The 16138-nt window shown below is 71.5% G+C and carries 17 protein-coding genes; 5 read left to right on the top strand and 12 right to left on the bottom strand.

Annotation, left to right across the window (positions count from 1 at the left end):
* Together M3N57_11400 and M3N57_11395 are read right to left on the bottom strand one after the other, a co-directional pair.
* Positions 1–1528: DUF11 domain-containing protein (locus tag M3N57_11400; protein ID MDP9023274.1), on the bottom strand; the 1528-nt coding region annotated here is incomplete at its 3' end.
* 65 nt (positions 1529–1593) lie between these two features.
* Positions 1594–1914, bottom strand: a complete 321-nt coding sequence (locus M3N57_11395) for an antibiotic biosynthesis monooxygenase (protein ID MDP9023273.1) — start codon at positions 1912–1914, stop codon at positions 1594–1596.
* 84 nt (positions 1915–1998) lie between these two features.
* Here M3N57_11395 and M3N57_11390 point away from each other — a divergent pair, with 84 nt between their 5' ends.
* The 3 genes from M3N57_11390 to M3N57_11380 all read left to right on the top strand — a co-directional run bounded on the left by M3N57_11390 (position 1999) and on the right by M3N57_11380 (position 4254).
* A complete protein-coding gene (locus M3N57_11390; GenBank protein ID MDP9023272.1) occupies positions 1999–2412 on the top strand; it encodes a hypothetical protein in 414 nt (137 codons plus the stop codon).
* 126 nt (positions 2413–2538) lie between these two features.
* On the top strand, positions 2539–4029 hold the full coding sequence (locus M3N57_11385; protein ID MDP9023271.1) for an NAD-dependent malic enzyme: 1491 nt from the start codon (positions 2539–2541) through the stop codon (positions 4027–4029).
* Positions 4030–4101: 72 nt separating this feature from the next.
* Entirely contained in the window at positions 4102–4254 is a 153-nt protein-coding gene (locus M3N57_11380; protein MDP9023270.1) for a DUF3309 domain-containing protein, read from the top strand.
* Positions 4255–4291: 37 nt separating this feature from the next.
* Here M3N57_11380 and M3N57_11375 read toward each other — a convergent pair whose 3' ends face one another.
* The 4 genes from M3N57_11375 to M3N57_11360 form a co-directional block, all read right to left on the bottom strand.
* Entirely contained in the window at positions 4292–5959 is a 1668-nt protein-coding gene (locus tag M3N57_11375; protein ID MDP9023269.1) for an acyl--CoA ligase, read from the bottom strand.
* A gap of 105 nt (positions 5960–6064) precedes the next feature.
* Entirely contained in the window at positions 6065–6649 is a 585-nt protein-coding gene (locus M3N57_11370; GenBank protein MDP9023268.1) for a LuxR C-terminal-related transcriptional regulator, read from the bottom strand.
* A gap of 144 nt (positions 6650–6793) precedes the next feature.
* Positions 6794–7261 (bottom strand): SRPBCC family protein, encoded by a 468-nt coding sequence (locus M3N57_11365; GenBank protein MDP9023267.1) that lies wholly within the window; start codon positions 7259–7261, stop codon positions 6794–6796.
* Between the two features lie 243 nt (positions 7262–7504).
* Positions 7505–8269 carry an endonuclease/exonuclease/phosphatase family protein gene (locus M3N57_11360; protein MDP9023266.1) on the bottom strand — a complete coding sequence of 255 codons (765 nt, stop codon included), beginning with the start codon at positions 8267–8269 and terminating at the stop codon, positions 7505–7507.
* Between the two features lie 115 nt (positions 8270–8384).
* Here M3N57_11360 and M3N57_11355 point away from each other — a divergent pair, with 115 nt between their 5' ends.
* Complete coding sequence (locus M3N57_11355) at positions 8385–9377, top strand: AIR synthase-related protein (GenBank protein MDP9023265.1); 993 nt, start codon at positions 8385–8387, stop codon at positions 9375–9377.
* Between the two features lie 61 nt (positions 9378–9438).
* Here the strand turns inward: M3N57_11355 and M3N57_11350 are convergent, their stop codons facing one another.
* Positions 9439–10056, bottom strand: a complete 618-nt coding sequence (locus M3N57_11350) for a hypothetical protein (GenBank protein MDP9023264.1) — start codon at positions 10054–10056, stop codon at positions 9439–9441.
* Positions 10057–10317: 261 nt separating this feature from the next.
* Between M3N57_11350 and M3N57_11345 the strand changes: the two genes are divergently transcribed.
* On the top strand, positions 10318–10707 hold the full coding sequence (locus M3N57_11345; GenBank protein ID MDP9023263.1) for a heavy metal-responsive transcriptional regulator: 390 nt from the start codon (positions 10318–10320) through the stop codon (positions 10705–10707).
* A gap of 35 nt (positions 10708–10742) precedes the next feature.
* On the opposite strand, the gene M3N57_11340 is transcribed toward M3N57_11345, so the two are convergent.
* The 5 genes from M3N57_11340 to M3N57_11320 all read right to left on the bottom strand — a co-directional run bounded on the left by M3N57_11340 (position 10743) and on the right by M3N57_11320 (position 16124).
* Positions 10743–11870 (bottom strand): beta-lactamase family protein, encoded by a 1128-nt coding sequence (locus M3N57_11340; protein MDP9023262.1) that lies wholly within the window; start codon positions 11868–11870, stop codon positions 10743–10745.
* A gap of 76 nt (positions 11871–11946) precedes the next feature.
* Positions 11947–13056 carry an N-acetylglucosamine-6-phosphate deacetylase gene (nagA, locus tag M3N57_11335; protein MDP9023261.1) on the bottom strand — a complete coding sequence of 370 codons (1110 nt, stop codon included), beginning with the start codon at positions 13054–13056 and terminating at the stop codon, positions 11947–11949.
* On the bottom strand, positions 13053–14225 hold the full coding sequence (locus M3N57_11330) for an anhydro-N-acetylmuramic acid kinase (protein ID MDP9023260.1): 1173 nt from the start codon (positions 14223–14225) through the stop codon (positions 13053–13055). Before M3N57_11330 ends, nagA begins: the two co-directional genes overlap by 4 nt.
* Complete coding sequence (murQ, locus tag M3N57_11325; protein ID MDP9023259.1) at positions 14222–15133, bottom strand: N-acetylmuramic acid 6-phosphate etherase; 912 nt, start codon at positions 15131–15133, stop codon at positions 14222–14224. Before murQ ends, M3N57_11330 begins: the two co-directional genes overlap by 4 nt.
* A complete protein-coding gene (locus M3N57_11320; protein MDP9023258.1) occupies positions 15126–16124 on the bottom strand; it encodes a hypothetical protein in 999 nt (332 codons plus the stop codon). Before M3N57_11320 ends, murQ begins: the two co-directional genes overlap by 8 nt.
* Positions 16125–16138: the final 14 nt, after the last annotated feature.

The following is a 16138-nucleotide window of genomic DNA, read 5'->3' as shown; positions in this document are numbered from 1 at the left end:
CCAGCGGCAGGCCGGCGCCGAGTGCAGCGGCGCCGTCGCCGACGTCCACGCCGTCCAACGCCACAGCCAGCGTGGTGGTCCCAGCCGGGAGCGGGTCGGTGAGGACCACGTCGTGGGCGGTGGCCTCCCCGACGCTGGTGACCACGATGGTGTAGGTTAGCTCCCTTCCGGGAGCGACCGGCTGTCCGCCCGGTGGGTCGGCGCGTTTCTCGACGGTGAGGCCCGGCAGGAGCTGGCGGACGGTGGTGGGGTCGTTGGCGCGGTCGTTGTCAGGGTCGAGGTCACCGGGTGTCGCCACGGTGACCGTGTTGGTGACGCCGGGGACGGCCGCAGCTTCCGGGCGGACGGTGACGGTGATGGCACTGCTGGCCCCGGCGGCCAGCGGGCCGGGCGTCGTGCAGGTGACGTCCTGGCCGGCGATGTCGCAGGTCCATCCGGCGCCGTCCGCAGCGACGGGCACGAGCCCTGACGGCAACGGGTCGCTGACGGTGACCGCGCCGACGGTGGGACCGGACCCGACGTTGCTCACCGTGATCGTGTAGTCGGCGGGGACCCCGACCGTGAAGTCACCGGTGTGGGTCTTGGCCACGGCCAGGTCGGGGGGCGCCACCGCGGTGACGGTGATCTGCTCGATCCCTGGCGTGGCGGTGTTGAAGTCGGCGTTGTAGTGGTAGCTGCCGCCGGAGATGTCCAGGATGGTCTGCCTCATGGTCGCGGTCCCTGTGCCCACGATCTGCACGGTGTAGACGGTGGTGACCGTCCCTCCAACGCGCCCGCCCGCGTAGTTGGGCGGCCCGACGCACGACAGGTAGTCCAAGGACGTCGGGTCGTCCTCCCAGCCGCACGCGTCGGCGTAGGTCCGATCGTTGGTGGCGCCGGGCGGGGCGCCGTAGGTGACGTCGACGTCGAGGATGCGGAAGATGGTGTCCGGGAAGTCGAGGAAGACCTCCAGCTGTGCGAAGCCCTGCGGGGAGGTCGAAGCGACCGTCTCGTACTGGTAGGTCTGGCCGACCACGACCTCGGTCGGCCCGGTGACGGCCGTCGCGTCGTTGCGGTTCTGCGACAGGATCGGCTGCACGAACAGCTCACGCGGCGTGGGCGTGCTCACCGCGCCGAGTCCGGCGCCGGTCGCTTCGATGTGGTAGCGACGGGCGGTTCCCCTGGCCGCCGGGTCGCGCGCCACCGCGACGTCGTAGTAGGCGTCGGCGCACTGGCCCGGGGCCAGGTCGCCGAGCGCGAGGGTCGGCGTGCCACGCAGCGTGATCAGAGGGTTGTCCGAGTCCCACACGAAGGTGGTGGACACGCCGGTCGCCGCGGCGTCGCCGGTGTTGCACACCCGCGCCCCGACCAGGAAGACATTGGGGCCCTGCGACACGTCGTTGTGGTCCAAGCCGATCACGTTCCACGTCAGCGGCTCGATGCGCAGCGCCGGCGCCGCGTTGGCGGCCGGAGCCGCCGCCACCGCCGCGACCACCATGGCGAGCAGGAGCACTGCGCGCAGCCTCCCGCAGCCGACCTCACGCCCCACGCCGTTCCCCTGCCCGCGGAACCACGGATCGTAACCGGCGGATCGCCCGGTGGGCGCGTCACGCCTCAGCGCTCCTCGGGACGGCCGACGTCCAGGACGACCTCGAAGCTCAACAGCTCGGAGCCGGTCGCGGCGGGTCCGTGGCGGGCACTCTGCGCGTGGCCCTTCCGGAACGCGTCGCTGTCGACCCACGCCTGGAAAGCGTCCTCGCTCTCCCACCGGGTGACGACGAAGTAGCGGCCACCTTCGTCGGTGGGCCGCAGCAGGGAGAAGCCCTCGAACCCGGGGAGCTTCTCGACCTCCCCGGCCCGGGCGGCGAAGCGTTCCTCGAGCGTGTCGGCCATGTGCGGCGGGACGTCCAGGGCGTTGATCTTCACGACGCTCACGCGGCTCCTCGCGTCCGGGATCGCCCATCGTAGGCGGCAGCGGCTGCGTCGGCGTCGTGTGGTGGGCGGCGATAGGTTGCTGCCGTGCCTTCAGCTCGCTCGCGTCCCGATCCCGACGCCCACCGCCAGCAGTGGTCGAAGCTGGACTTCAGCACACGCCGGCGCATCGTCCGGGCGGTGAACCGCGGACGGGCGCTGGACGACCCACGGGAGGCGGCGCTCGCGGTCCGCGTGGCACGCAACCAGCAGCGCTTCTGGCGGTGGGCGTGGCTGATCGGCCCGGTCGCCGCGATGCTGCTGCAGCGGCGCAGCGGGTGGGTCGCGATGGCATGGAACGCTGCCGTCGCCGGCGTGCTGTTCGCGGTGATGGCGTGGCTCTTCCACCGCCGCGCTCAACGCGCGGAGGCCGCCAACCGGGCCGTGACCGACCGCACCCGCACAGCTCGTCGCCACTTGCCGCGCAGCAAGCACCGCCGTCGCTCGAAGAGACGCCCATGACCGGGGCGGGCGGGGCTGCGCCGATGAGCCGCCGCGGGACCACGGCCGGGGGCGGCGAGTCGGCTCCCGACCAGACGGGCGCGAGGTGACCGCGACTATCCTCGCCGACCAACGCGGAGACGGCGGATGACCAAGTACCACGTGACGATGCGCGTGGCCCTCGAGAACGTGCCGGGGATGCTCGGCAGCGTCACCGGGACGATCGAGGAACACGGCGGGGACATCGCCTCGATCGATCCCGTCCGCGCCCACCGCCACATGGTCGTCCGCGACCTGACCGTCGAGGTCCGCGACGAGTCCCACGGCGAGGAGATCGCGGTCGCGCTCGACAGCATCGACGGCATCGAGGTGCTGGCGCTCACCGACGAGGTGGTCCGCGCCCACCTCGGCGGGAAGATCACCGTGGAGAACAGACGTGCGGTCCGCGACCGCGAGGACCTGTCGCTGGTGTACACGCCGGGCGTGGGACGGATCTGCCAGATGATCGCTGAGGACCCCACCGAGGCGTACCGCCTGACGATCAGATCCAACAGCGTCGCGGTGGTGACCGACGGCACCGCCGTCCTCGGCCTGGGACACATCGGCACGTTGGCCGCCCTCCCGGTGATGGAGGGCAAGGTCATGTTGTTCAAGGAGTTCGGGGGCGTCGACGCGTACCCGATCCTGGTCGACGAGACCGACCCAGACACGTTCGTGGAGACGGTCGCCCGGATCGCCGACGGGTTCGGTGGCATCAACCTCGAGGACATCTCCGCACCGCGGTGCTTCGAGATCGAAGGCAAGCTCCGCCAGCAGTTGGACATCCCCGTCTTCCACGACGACCAGCACGGCACGGCGGTGGTCGTCCTCGCCGCACTGGTCAACGCCGCGAAGGTGGTCGGCAAGGAACTCCCGCACCTGCGGATCGTGCTGCAAGGTGCCGGGGCGGCCGGTGTCGCGGTGGCCAACCTGTTGATGGCCGCCGGTGTCCACGACCTGGTGGCGGTCGACCGCCAGGGCATACTCACGATGCGACGCAAGGGCAACGACCCGATCAAGCGACGTCTGGCCAAGCAGACCAACCCCCGCGAGGTGGAGGGCGACCTCGCCGACGCGATCGATGGGGCCGACGTGTTCATCGGCGTGTCCGGCCCGCGCAGCTTGCCCGTCGGGCTGGTCAAGACCATGGCCGACCACCCGATCATCTTCGCGCTGGCCAACCCGGTGCCGGAGATCATGCCCGAGGAGGTCAGTCCCTACGCCGCCATCGTGGCGACCGGCCGCTCGGACTACCCCAACCAGATCAACAACGTGCTGGCGTTCCCAGGCATCTTCCGGGGGTTGCTGGATGCCGCAGCGGTTGCGGTGTCCGACGAGATGAAGGTCGCGGCCGCCCGCGCCATCGCGGCGATCGTCGGTGATGAGGTCTCAGAGGACTACATCATCCCCTCACCGTTCGACCGGTCGGTCGCCCCGGCCGTGGCCGAGGCCGTGGCTCGCACCGCTCGTGAACAGGGCCTGGTCCGCCCGGGCTCGTTCGGGTCGCTGCAGGAGGAGTTGGACGCCCGCGCGCATGAGGCCGCCAAACGGGCCATCGCGCGGGCGTACGAGCGGCTCGGTCAGCAGCCAGACGGGTGATGCAGGTGGGCACCTGCCCGCCTGCGTACCCTAAGGTTGGGGCCGCTCGACCGTGGGGAGGACACAGTGAGCCTGCTAATCATCATCCTGCTGGTGCTGCTCGTCCTGGCGTTGATCGGGTCGCTGCCGCGGTGGGGCTACAGCCGCGGCTGGGGTTACGGGCCGAGCGGCGGCATCGTGTTGCTGATCGTGATCGTCGCCCTGGTCCTGCTCCTAGCAGGGTAGGGACCGCGCGAACCCGCTCGGAGCGCCACACGGATGCTCACCGTGCACGGTGCGTGCGCTCGTCAACGTCCGACTTGCCCGCGAGGTCGGCCGCCAGGTGGCTGGCTGCGGCGCGGTCGACCTTGCCGTGCGGACCACGCGGGAGGGCATCGATGACGTACGCCGCCCGGGGACGCCGGTAGCCGGCCACCTCCGTCGCGGCCCAGTCCAGGAAGACCTCCGCGTCGAAGCTGTCGCTGCCCGGGACGACCAGTGCGACGGGACGGTCGCCGTGACGTTCGTCGGGGAGGCCGACCAACGCCACGTCGGCGACATCAGGATGGCGACGCAGCCTGGCCTCCACCTCCGCTGGGAACACCGAGAAACCGCTGACCTTCAAGCGGTCACGCGTCCTACCGACGAACGTCAGAACCCCTCCCGGCCAGACACGGCCGAGGTCGCCGGTGGACAACCATCCGTGGCTGTCGCAGGCCTCCGGACCGTCCGCGTACGACGCCAGGACGCCAGGGCCGCGGAACTGCAACTGGCCGACCCGACCCCAGGCAACGGGCGCACCGTCGTCGTCGACCGCACGGACCTCCACGCCGGGCAGGGTGACGCTCAGAGGAGGAGCGGGAACCGGCCGGATCAGCGACGGGGGGAACAGCCGGACGGCAGCCGGACCTGACATCTCGACCATGCCGTACACGTCCGCGAAGGCGGCCGTACCCAGACGCCAACCGCCGACGTCCGCGGCGGCGCCGTACTGCTGGAAACGCCGGGCGCGTGCCGCCGGCATGATGTCGGCTGCGCTGACCCACAGCTGGACGCTCGCCAGATCGCGGTCGTTGGCACCGGCCGATTCGAGGTCGGCGTACATCGTCGGAACCCCCACGAACACGTTCGGGCGGCGTTCCTCGATCACGTCGAGGACCTCGGCGGCGTCGAAGCGGGCACGGTGCACCAGTGGCACACCCGCGCACAGAGCGCTCAACACCACCGAGAACCCCATCACGTGGGTCAGTGGGAGCGCCGCGAGGGCCAGGTCGCGGTGCGCTCGCGGTCCGACCCGCCACCCGACCGGGGCCATGGCCAGCCGGCCGACCCCGCCCAGCAGCCCGTGGCTCGTGAGCCGGGCCGCCTTGGGGGTGCCCGTCGTTCCGGACGTCGCCAGGATGAGCGCCGTGGCGTCAGGGTCCCGGTCGGTCGGCCCCATCCGCTGTCCTGGATGCGCGGCCAGCCACGCCGCCACGTCGACCGCGTCGCCGCCGTCGGTCGTCAGCCGCCAGGCGAGGTGACGCAGACCGGTAGCGCCGCCGATGTCGCGGGCGATGTCGGGATCCGCCACCGCTGCGACGGCCCCGGCCGCAGCGGCGACGGCAGACATCTCCCCCGGCGCGAGGCGGGAGTTGACCGGTGCCGCGACCGCGCCGACCCGGGCGAGCGCCATGGCGTGGAAGACGATGTCGATGCGGTTTCGGCACACCACCAGGACCACGTCACCGGCGGAGGTCCCCATGGTCCGGTGCGCCGCCGCGAGCCGAGCCACCGCCTCCTCGACGTCGCGGTAGGTCCGACCCGACCCCGTGGGTAGCCCCGGGGTCGGTGCTGCGTCCTCGAGGGCGAGCCGCTCGCCGTAGCGGCGGGCCAGGACGTCGCTGAGGTCGCCCAGCGCGATGCCGTACCCGCGCAGCAGCTGCGCGACGTCGACCACGTGACCCAGCACGGACTCTCCTCCGAACCGGAGGCTACGTCACTGGTCGGTGTTGGGTCTCGAGCGCGGCCGCTTCCGGGCTTCTTCGAGGCGCCGGTCAGCCGCCGTGGGGGCCGGCTACAGCAGACCTTGTTTGGCGGCTTGCGCGACCGCGCCCGCCCGGTTGCGGGCCCCGAGCTTGTCGTACAGCTCCTGGGCGTAGGCCTTGATGGTGCGTTCGGTGACCCCGAGCTGGGCGCCGATCTGGCTGTTGGTCATGCCCTCTGCCATCAACTCGAGCACCTGCTGCTGACGTGGCGACAGCTTGGGTCCGATCGGTGTCTCGGGGAGCTCGATCACCATCGTGAGCTCGTCGTCGGATGCCATGGTTCCCGGATCCTCGAACACGAACGCGACCGGCCCCAGCGCCACCACATCACCGTGGTGCAGGACGCTGGGACCGGTGAGCTGCTCACCGTTGACCGTCGTGCCCGCGCTGCTACCCAGGTCGGTCAGGACGTAGGCGCCCGCCTCTTTACGGACAGAGGCGTGGACCCGCGACACCCGCGGGTCGGCGATGACGTAGGTGTTGTCCTCACGCCGGCCGATCGTGCCGTCGCCCTCGTGCAGTCGCAGAACCGTCCCGGCCAGCTCGCCAGAGCGAGCCGTCAGCGTCGGCGCCGGAACCACCTTGCGTGCCTTCTGCGGGATGACGTCCATCATGTGTCCCATCCTCGCTGCATCCGGCTCGCACCCCCGCGGTGGGGCCGGAGGGAGCACTATGGGGGTCGGCGCATCCAACCGCCGCCGCCGGCATGGTCGTTCGGACACCGACGTGCTCGGGTGCGAAGGCGGCCGATGGATGCCTCAGCTGGTGGGATCCTGCGGGACCTCACCGCGCCAGGCGCCGGTCTCCTCACCCCGTGTCTCGATGAACTCCTTGAAGCGCTGCAGATCCCCCTTGGTTCGCTGGTCGGTGAGGTGCAGCGCGTCGGCCGCCTTCTCGGCGAAGTCGTCGGGCTCGATCTGCAGCTGCAGCATCACCCGGGTGGTGTCCTCGTCGACCTTGTGGAACGTCACCGCCCCAGCGTGGGTGGTCTCACCGATGGCTTCCCAGGCGATGCGCTGATCAGGCGTCTGCTCGGTGATCTTCGCGGTCCACTCGCGCTCGACGCCCGCGATCTGCGCCTTCCAGTGCAGGGTCGTGTCATCGATCTGACGGACCTCCTCGACACCCCGCATGAAGCGGGGGAACTCCTCGAACTGCGTCCACTGGTTGTACGCCGTGCGGACCGGGACGTTGACCTCGGTGCTCTGTTCGATCGTTTTGGTCATGGCGGTCTCCTGATCGTGGGATACGTGGAGCGGGTGGGTCCCCGCCGTGCATGTCGTTGCCACCGTGGCCCGCGTCGGACGTGCGCGCAGGGCAGCGTCCCCGACCATCGTCGCGACGAACGGGCACTGGACCGGCGGGCGCGGGTCCGGATCGACGCGCGGGGCGACCTGTCGCTCGCTCCCCCGCTGTGGTGGACCCTCCGCAGGCGCTGCAGGAGCGCGCTCGACTGACCGCGACGCTGCTCAGCCGTGGATGTCGAGGGTCGCCCGGACGCCGAAGTGGTCGGACACGATGGGCGCGTCGTCCCCGCGCAGCACGATCGCGGCGTCGACCACTCTCAGGCCCCGGACCAGGATGTGGTCAACCCGGCGGCGCAGGAGGCTCGGCTGCCAGACGTAGGGGTTGTCGGGGTGGAAGGTCCACTCGTCCTCGCCGTCGTCGCCGTGACGTCGGGCGTAGCAGTCGACGAGCGGCTCGAACGCGTCGTCCGGTCCGGTGAGGACGCGGAGCGTCGGTGAGCCGGGGACGTCGTTGAGGTCGCCCACGAGGATGATCGGCCCTGTCCACGACGAGAACTCCTCACGGATCCGCTTGGCCTGCCGCACGCGGACGTCGGTGGCGTCCAGGGGCCAGCTCAGGTGCGTGTTGCCAACCAGGATGTCAGCCCCGTCGCCGGCGCCGATCTCGATCAGCTGCAGCGCCCGGGGGTCGTCCGAAACGCCGGGAAGCGTGACGGCGGGGCGCTGTTGGGCGGGGAGATCCGTCAGCAACGACAGGCCCTCGCCCAACTCGCCGTCGCGGCCGACGACACGATGGTGTGCGACGGTGGCGTACCCGACCTCCTCGGCGATGCGGTGGGCCTGCGACCGTCCGTCGAGGTCGTCGACCTCCTGAAGGCCGACCACGTCGGGGCGCTGGGACCGCAGGTACCGGACGAGGCCGGCCATCCGTTCGTCGTGGGGCGGGTTGGTCCCCCACACGTTGATCGTCAGCACCGTCAGTTGCACGCTCGGCCCCACACTGCGGTCGGTTCATCATGCCCCGTCGGTGGCGCCGACCGTCGCGGTGGCTGCGGCCAGGGAGCGAGCAGCGCGGTCGGGGGGCTGGGCTAGGTTCGGTGTGATGGCTGACACGCCGCTGGCCGCGGGGAAGGTTCCCGTCGACCTCCTCGCCTCGCTCCTCGACGGCTTCGGCCCGACACCGCCGGAGGTCCGGGTCGGGCCGGGGATCGGGGAGGACGCCGCCGCCCTCGACCTCCCCGCCGGAACCCTGGTCGTGGCCACCGACCCGGTGACCCTCACGGGCAGCGACGTCGGCGCGTTCGCGGTCGTGGTGAACGCCAACGACGTCGCCGTCATGGGCGCCACACCACGGTGGTTCCTCGCCTCGGTGCTGCTCCCGCGGGGGACGACGGAACCGGAGCTGCGTGAGCTCTTCGCCGACCTGCGCACGGCGCTCGACGACGTCGGCGCCACTCTGATCGGGGGCCACACGGAGGTCACCGCGGCGGTCACCCAGACCGTCGTGGTCGGCCAGATGCTCGGTCTGGTGGACGACCGGCGGGTCGTCGCCACCTCCGGAGCGCGGCCCGGTGACGTCCTCGTGCAGGCTGGACCCGTCCCGGTCGAAGGCGCCGCCGTCCTCGCGGCCGAGGCGGCCGACCGGCTCGGCGAGGTCGACCGCGCCACGCTCGACGCCGCACGGAACGCCATCCGCGACCCGGGGATCTCCGTGGTCGACGGCGCGATCCTCGCCGCGCAGCTCGGCGCAACAGCGTTGCACGACCCGACCGAGGGCGGCTTGGCGTCCGGCCTGCACGAGCTCGCACGGGCGTCGAGGGTGGGGCTACGGGTGGACGCCGACGCGATCGCGTGGTTCGAACCTGGCCTGTCGGTGTGTCGGGCTCTGGGTGCGGACCCGTGGGCGACGCTGGCGTCGGGCTGCCTGCTCGCGACCTTCCCGCCCGACACGGCCCGCGAGGCCGTCGATGAGCTGCACCGCCATCGCGTGATCGCCGCGACGGTCGGCGACGTGATCGAGGGGGAAGGCGTCACGAGGCGATCCGGGGAACCGGTCGGGTGGCCCGAGCGCGACGAGATCGCGCGCCTGACCTGACGCGCGTCGTACCTCGCTCGGTCAGGCGGCGGGAGCCGTCGGGGCGCGCGTTACCCGGTGGTCACGGGGTGGCGCGGGGGCCCGGCGTCCCGACGAACTCGAGGCTGGCCATCATCTCGTCGAGGACCTGCTTCTTCGTCTCGAAGGCGAGTTCGCCGGCGTCGTAGGTCGCCGCGATGAGCGTCGCCCCATCGACGTCGACGGCATAGCGGTAGACACCCATGCCCTCGGGGACGCTCGCCTGACCGGTGCCGTCACCCTCGATGCGGACAGCCTGACGACCAGCGACGGTGGTCTCCTCCCGGCTCGTCACCTCAACGGCGGTGTCCTCCTCCGTGACCCGCTCGAAGGGCACGTTGTCCACGCGGACGGCGATGGCGATCTCGAACCCGATCTCGGTTCCCGGCTCGATCTCAATGGGTGCCGGGTCGAACAAGCTGCACTCCGCAACGACGTCACCTGTGTTGGTCTCCCAGTCCGCGGGGTAATCGATCCGGTACGACGCCTCCGGGTTCTCGCACGTCGCGGTCCGGGCCATGGGTCCGGTCGCCGCCGGGGTGGTGGGGGTCGTCACCGTCTCGGCGGGGCTGGTCGGGGTGGCCGGCTCCTCTTCCGGTGCGCGCTGGCAGGCGGTCACGGCCAGCATGATGACGGCCAGGAGAAGCACGAACCGCGACATCAGGGTTCCTCTCGTTGTGCGTGTTGTTGGTCGGCCACATGAGATGAGCCGCGCGACGGGAACGTCGGCGTTCGCACCGTAGGGGCCGACCGGGTCGGCGCAGCAGACGGACCCCGCCGGACGGGTACGACACCCAGGACCGAGCCGGCCGCTCCTCGCCACGATCACGGGGCGACGGTATCCCCGCCTGGCAGGATTAGGGTCGTCGATGCTGAGGTCCGACTGGCCTCGGCGCGGCGAGCAGTTGATCGGGGAGGGTGCATGCGCATCGGTGAGCTCGCCGATGAGGTCGGCGTCGACCCCAAGACGATCCGCTACTACGAGTCGATCGGGCTGCTGCCCGAACCGCCCCGCACGGCCGCGGGCTACCGCGAGTACGGCCCGGAAGACGTCGACCGGTTGGGGTTCGTCCGCCGCGCGACAGAACTGGACCTGCGCCTCGATGAGATCCGGGAGATCCTGGCGCTTCGTGACCGGGGCATGCGCCCGTGCGACTACGTCCTGGAGGTCGCGAGACAGCGGATCACCGAGTTGGACCAGCGCATCATGCAGATGCGCCGAGCTCGGAACGAGCTGGAACGCCTCCTGGCACGCACCCCATCAGCCGAGCAGGGAGGCCGCTACTGCGAGCTGATCGAACATCGCCCCTGAACGGGGCGTGAACGCTCGTGGGGTGACGCAAGGGTCTACAGCGCCACTGATCCCCGCAGGGCGTCGAGGGTCAGCCGCCATAGCTCCATGTGATCCGGGGGCGGATCGCGCTCGGTGTGCAGCCGGTTGGTGAGGAGGACGGCGACCGCCTCCGCCCGGGGCACCACAACGATCTCACAGCCGGTGAAGCCTCCGTGACCGAAGCCGACCCTCTCGCGTCCCCAGTCGCAGCGACGCGTCCACCACCCTCGGCCCTGCCCGCGGTCGTAGGGCTCACGGAGGAACCGTTCCAGGGTCGAACGATCCCAGATGCTCGCCCCGCCGTTCAGCGTGTCGGACAGCGCGCCGCCGAACGCAGCGAGGTCCGATGCGGTGGAGAAAGCACCTGCCGATCCCGCCACGCCTCCGAAGGCGTGAGCGGCGTTGCCGTCCTGTACCTCGCCGACGAGGGTGTGGGTTCGCCAGTGGCGGAAGTCGCCCGGGGATCCGTCCACGGCCTCGGGATCGTTCGTCTCGATCATCCGCTGCTCCGTGCGGTTGCCCGTCGAGGTGGCGGCGATCAACCCACGGGTCTGTTCCAGCGGCTGGAAGCACGTGGCCGTCATGCCGTGCGGCGTGAAGATCTCCCGTTCGCAGAACCGGTCGAGCCGCTCACCGGTCACCTGTTCGACGATCCCACCGAGGAGGATGAAGCCGAGATCCGAGTAGCGCCGGCGACGGTCCGCGCGATGCCTGACGCCGTGGTGGCAGACCCACTCGAGCGCCTCGTCGCGCTGCTTGGCGTAGAGGTAGACGGGCTGCCACGCGGCGAGGCCGCCTCGGTGGGTGAGCAACTGATCGACGGTGAGGGGAGCCGGGTCCGATCCGAGCGCGGGGAGGAAGGCCTTCGCCGGCGTGTCGAGGGCGATCTCACCGTCCGCCTCGAGCCGCATGATCGCCGACGTGGTGAACACCTTCGTGATCGACGCGATGTCGAAGATCGTGTCCTTCGTCATGGGTCGCGGGTGCTCGATCGGACCGTCGTGGTCGTGGGTCTGCGCCCACCCGTAGGCACGGTGGAAGACGGCGACTCGACCGCGCGAGATCAGGACAACGGCCCCTGGAGTGACCGGGCCGGGGACGAGGTCACCGAGACTTCGGTGGAGCAACTCCAGCGGGTCCACATCCGAACGAGAGCCGGTCACGGGGTACGGGTCTCCTGCGTCAGGCCGGCGGGAGCCGGGGGGTCGCACCGGATGGTCAGGTTTGGGTTCCGCTCACGAGCACCCGGCGAAGTTCCAGGCGATCGTCGAGGACGACCAGATCGGCGCGTGCGCCCGGCCGGAGCACGCCGAGATCGCCACGCTGCAGTAGGCGAGCGGGGACGGCCGCGGCCGCATCGAGGGCGTCTGCGAGTGGGACGCCGAGTCGGTGCAGGTTGCGGACGGCATCGATCATGGTCAGGGCGCTGCCGGCGAGGGTGCCGTCCTCTCGGCGGGCCTCCCCGTCGACGACCTCGACGGTGACGTCGCCGAGCCGGTAGCTGCCGTCACCGACGCCAGCGGCGGCGATGGCGTCGGTGACGAGCGCGAGCCGCCCCGCTGCGGCGCGCCACGCGAGCTTCACGGTCTCTGCCGCGAGGTGGTGGCCGTCGACGATCAACGTGACCACGACGTCGTCTCGGGTGAGGGCGACGCCGACGACCCCCGGCCTGCGAGGGGTCATCCGCGTCATCGCGTTGAACAGATGGGTGACGGCTCGCACCCCTCGGTCGAACGCCGCATGGGCGGTCTCCGCGTCGGCGTCGGTGTGTCCGGCTGAGACCAGGATGCCCCGGCCACGGAGGAGATCGACGAGCTCGAGGGCCCCCGGCAGTTCCGGCGCGAGCGTGACCGTCGTGACGTGTCCGGCCGACACGATGCGCTCCAGCAGGCCACGCTCGGGATCTCGACGCGGCCCGGCCGGGTGCGTGCCAAGCCGCTGGCGCGACAGGAACGGGCCTTCGAGGTGGGCACCGACGATCCGGGGCAGGACCTCACCCCCGCCGCCTCCATGGCGCCGGGCCGTCTCCATCACCCGCACCGCGGCGACGAGGCGCTCCTCGGGGGCGGTGATGAAGGTCGGCTGGTATGCCGTGACACCGGTGCGCACCAGCGCCTCGCCCGCCGTCCGGTACCCGTCCGGATCCGCGCCCAGCAGGTCGACGCCGCCGAACCCGTTCACCTGTAGATCGACGAAGCCGGGGGCGGCGAGGCCTCCTCGCCCCGCGGGGCTCACCCCCACCAGGGCGACGCGGCCCTCGTCGATCTCGACGTCGCCGGGCACGATCTCCCCGTCGACGAGTGCGGCGGCGGCCCCCAGACGCGTCATCCCGGCCCTTCGATCACGAGCCGTCGCGGACGGCCCCCCGCCGGAGCAGGGACGGTGAGGGGGCCGCGGCCCGGCGTGAGCGAGCCCAGGATCCGGCTGCCGCGCGCGCCGGTGCAGCTCGGGAGGGTGCCGGCGATGCCGTTCCAGCTGAGGAAGCCCAGGACGGCGAAGGCGTACGCCTCCTTGCTGTCGGGGGGCAGCCCCCAGACGTCCGAGGTGACGACGTCGGCCGGGGCGAGCTCGGCTGCGAGTATCCGCATGAGCGTCGCGTTGCGGACCCCGCCGCCGCTTGCGGTGACGCGCCCGACCGCGAACGGGCGGAGCGCGTCGGCGATCACCCGCGCGGCGGCGGCGGTGAGCGTGGCGAGGACGTCCTCGAGCTCGCCGACGGGCGCCCGCGCGAGCGCCTCGTCGAGGTAGGGGCGGTTGAAGCGCTCCTTGCCGGTCGTCTTCGGAGGTGACCGCCGGTAGTAGGGATCGTCGAGGAGCACGTCGAGCAGCACGTCGTTCACCTGCCCGCGGGCCGCGAGCGTTCCGCCCTCGTCCCAGCCTGCGCCGTCGCGGTGCCGGCGGACCGCGGCGTCGAGGAGCGCGTTCGCTGGTCCGACGTCGAAGGCGACCGGATCGGTGTTGGGCGTGACGACGGTGAGGTTCGCGATCCCGCCGAGGTTGAGGGCCGCCTCCGGCTGCTCCGAGCCGCCGAGGAGGAGGGCGTCCACGAGGCTGACCAGCGGCGCGCCCTGACCTCCCGCGGCGACGTCGCGGACGCGGAGATCGGAGATCACCGGCAGACCGGTGCGTTCGGCGATCCATGCGGGGTTGCCGAGCTGCAGGGTGCCGCGCACCGCTCCGTCCTCCACCCAGTGGTGGACGGTCTGTCCATGCGAGACGACGAGGTCGGGGCGGTCGGTGCTGAGCGCATCGATGCCAGCGGCCCCCGCGTTCGCGAACGTCTGGCCGAGTTCGCTGTCGAGCCTGCACAGCTGCGCCGCGGTCAGGCTGTGGCCGGACAGCACGCTGTCGAGGAGGTCGCGCACAGCGGCTGGGAAGGGATGCGTCGTGGCCCCCAGCGTCCGGACGCGGATGCTCTCGTCGGGCAGGCGCACGTCGGCGGCGGCGACGTCGACGGCATCCGCGGACGTGCCCGACATGAGCCCGATCACGATCATCCCGGCGGGACGCCGATAGCGGCCCGGACCGCGCCCCCGGCTTCGTCGAGCCGCCGTCGTGCCGTCTCCGCATCGACCCCGGCGGCGATGCTGACGATCGCGGTCTTCACGTCGCTGTCCGCCGCTTCCAGCGCCTCATGGACCGCGGCCGGACCCGCACCGGTGGCTTCGGCGACGATCCGGCGGGCCCGCTCCCGGAGCTTGTCGTTCGTCGCCTGCACATCCACCATCAGGTTGCCGAAGGTCCTGCCGAGCCGGACCATGGCGACGGTCGAGATCGTGTTGAGCACGAGTTTCTGCGCCGTCCCGGCCTTCAGGCGTGTCGAGCCGGCGATGACCTCTGCACCGACCGGGATCTCGATCGGATGGTCGACCCGGGCGCTGAGCGGCGTGCCGGGGTTGCAACTCACGCCGACGGTGAGGGCTCCGGCCGCGCGCGCCGCATCGACCGCTGCCAGGACGTAGGGGGTGCGGCCGGACGCGGCGAGCCCGACAACCGCGTCCCCGTGGTCCACCCCCGACTCGATGATGTCCCGCTCCGCGGCGTCGGTGTCGTCCTCGGCCCCCTCGACCGCGGTCTTCCCGGCGTCGGGGCCACCGGCGAGGAGCGCGACGACACGACCGGGATCGACACCGAACGTCGGGCCGCACTCTGCGGCGTCGAGCTGCGCCAGCCGCCCCGACGTGCCCGCACCGACGTAGACCAGCCTCCCACCGACCCGCAACCGCTCGACGATCGCGTCGATCGCCGCGGTCAACAGGTCCGTGGCCGTCGCGACCGCGGCGGGGACGGTGGCGTCCTCGCGGTTCATGAGGCGGACGAGTTCGCCGGTCGGGCGCAGGTCCAAGTCGGCGAGGTCGGGGCGGACCTGCTCGGTGAGGAGGTCGCCGACGTCGCGGTCAGCCATCTCGTTCCTCTCCGGTCAGAGCCGCGGTGAGCGCGTCCCACACCGCCTCGGGATCGCGGGTTGCGAGGTAGTCCATGTGCCCGCAGGCCTCGTAGCCCCAGGTCCAGATGTCGTCGACCCCCTCGGCGCGTGCCGCGCGGACGGCGGCGTGGATGTCGTCGCGGTCCTCGGGGCCGAGCCCGAACCCTTGGATCCAGATCTGCGGGGTGAGATGGTGCGCGGCGGCGAGGTCACGGACCTTGCGGGCGAAGCGAGCGACGAACGCGGACGCGGGCTGCCCGAAGACCTTCCAGTACGGGTCGGTGGCGATGGTGTCGAGCCCGTCGGCGGTCGCGACCGCGGCCCAGTCCCGCAGGCCGAGACTGCCCTCGACGAGGGGCAGGAGGCAGACGGTGCTGCGTCCACCGCGCGACGACACGTGGGCAACGAGCTCACGCACGAACTCGACCAGGCAGCGCTCGCGGAACGCGACGACCTCGTCGGTCAGCTCGCGCGGCATGTCGCCACCGTGTTCCTCGCGGAACCGCGCCCGGCAGGCGCCACACCGGCAGGCCCAACGGTCCTCGTCGAGGCCGAACCGCTCCGGATGCGCCCAGTGCGGCTCGTCCCAGAAGATCCGGTCCGCTCCCGTCTCGACCGCGGTGTCCGCCCACCGCTTCACGAGTTCGCGGAACGCGTTGCGGTTCAGACAGGCGGCGCCGACGCGGCGGTCGTTGTCGAAGACCTGACCCAGCTCGGGATGGCTGGCGGTGAACAGGCTCTCCGCCTCCCCTCCGAACGCGTGGCCCACCCCCCACGGCCCGATCTGGACCTCGAGCCCGACGTCGTGGGCGGCCGCGACGAGCCGGCCCATCTGCAGGGGGTAGTAGTTGAGGTCGTTCTCGCTCATCGTGTGCAGCACAGCGGTGAAGCCACGCGACGCCAGGTCCTCCATGTCCGCTTCCACATGGCGCAGGATCCGGTTGCCGAAGTACGAGGCGCCGATGGCCACACCGTGCTCCTTGG

The organism is Actinomycetota bacterium, from assembly GCA_030776725.1.
In the GTDB taxonomy this organism is placed as follows: Bacteria; Actinomycetota; Nitriliruptoria; order Nitriliruptorales; family JAHWKO01; genus JAHWKW01.
Note: the sequence above shows the minus strand (reverse complement) of the source record. Positions and strands in the feature narration are given on the sequence as shown.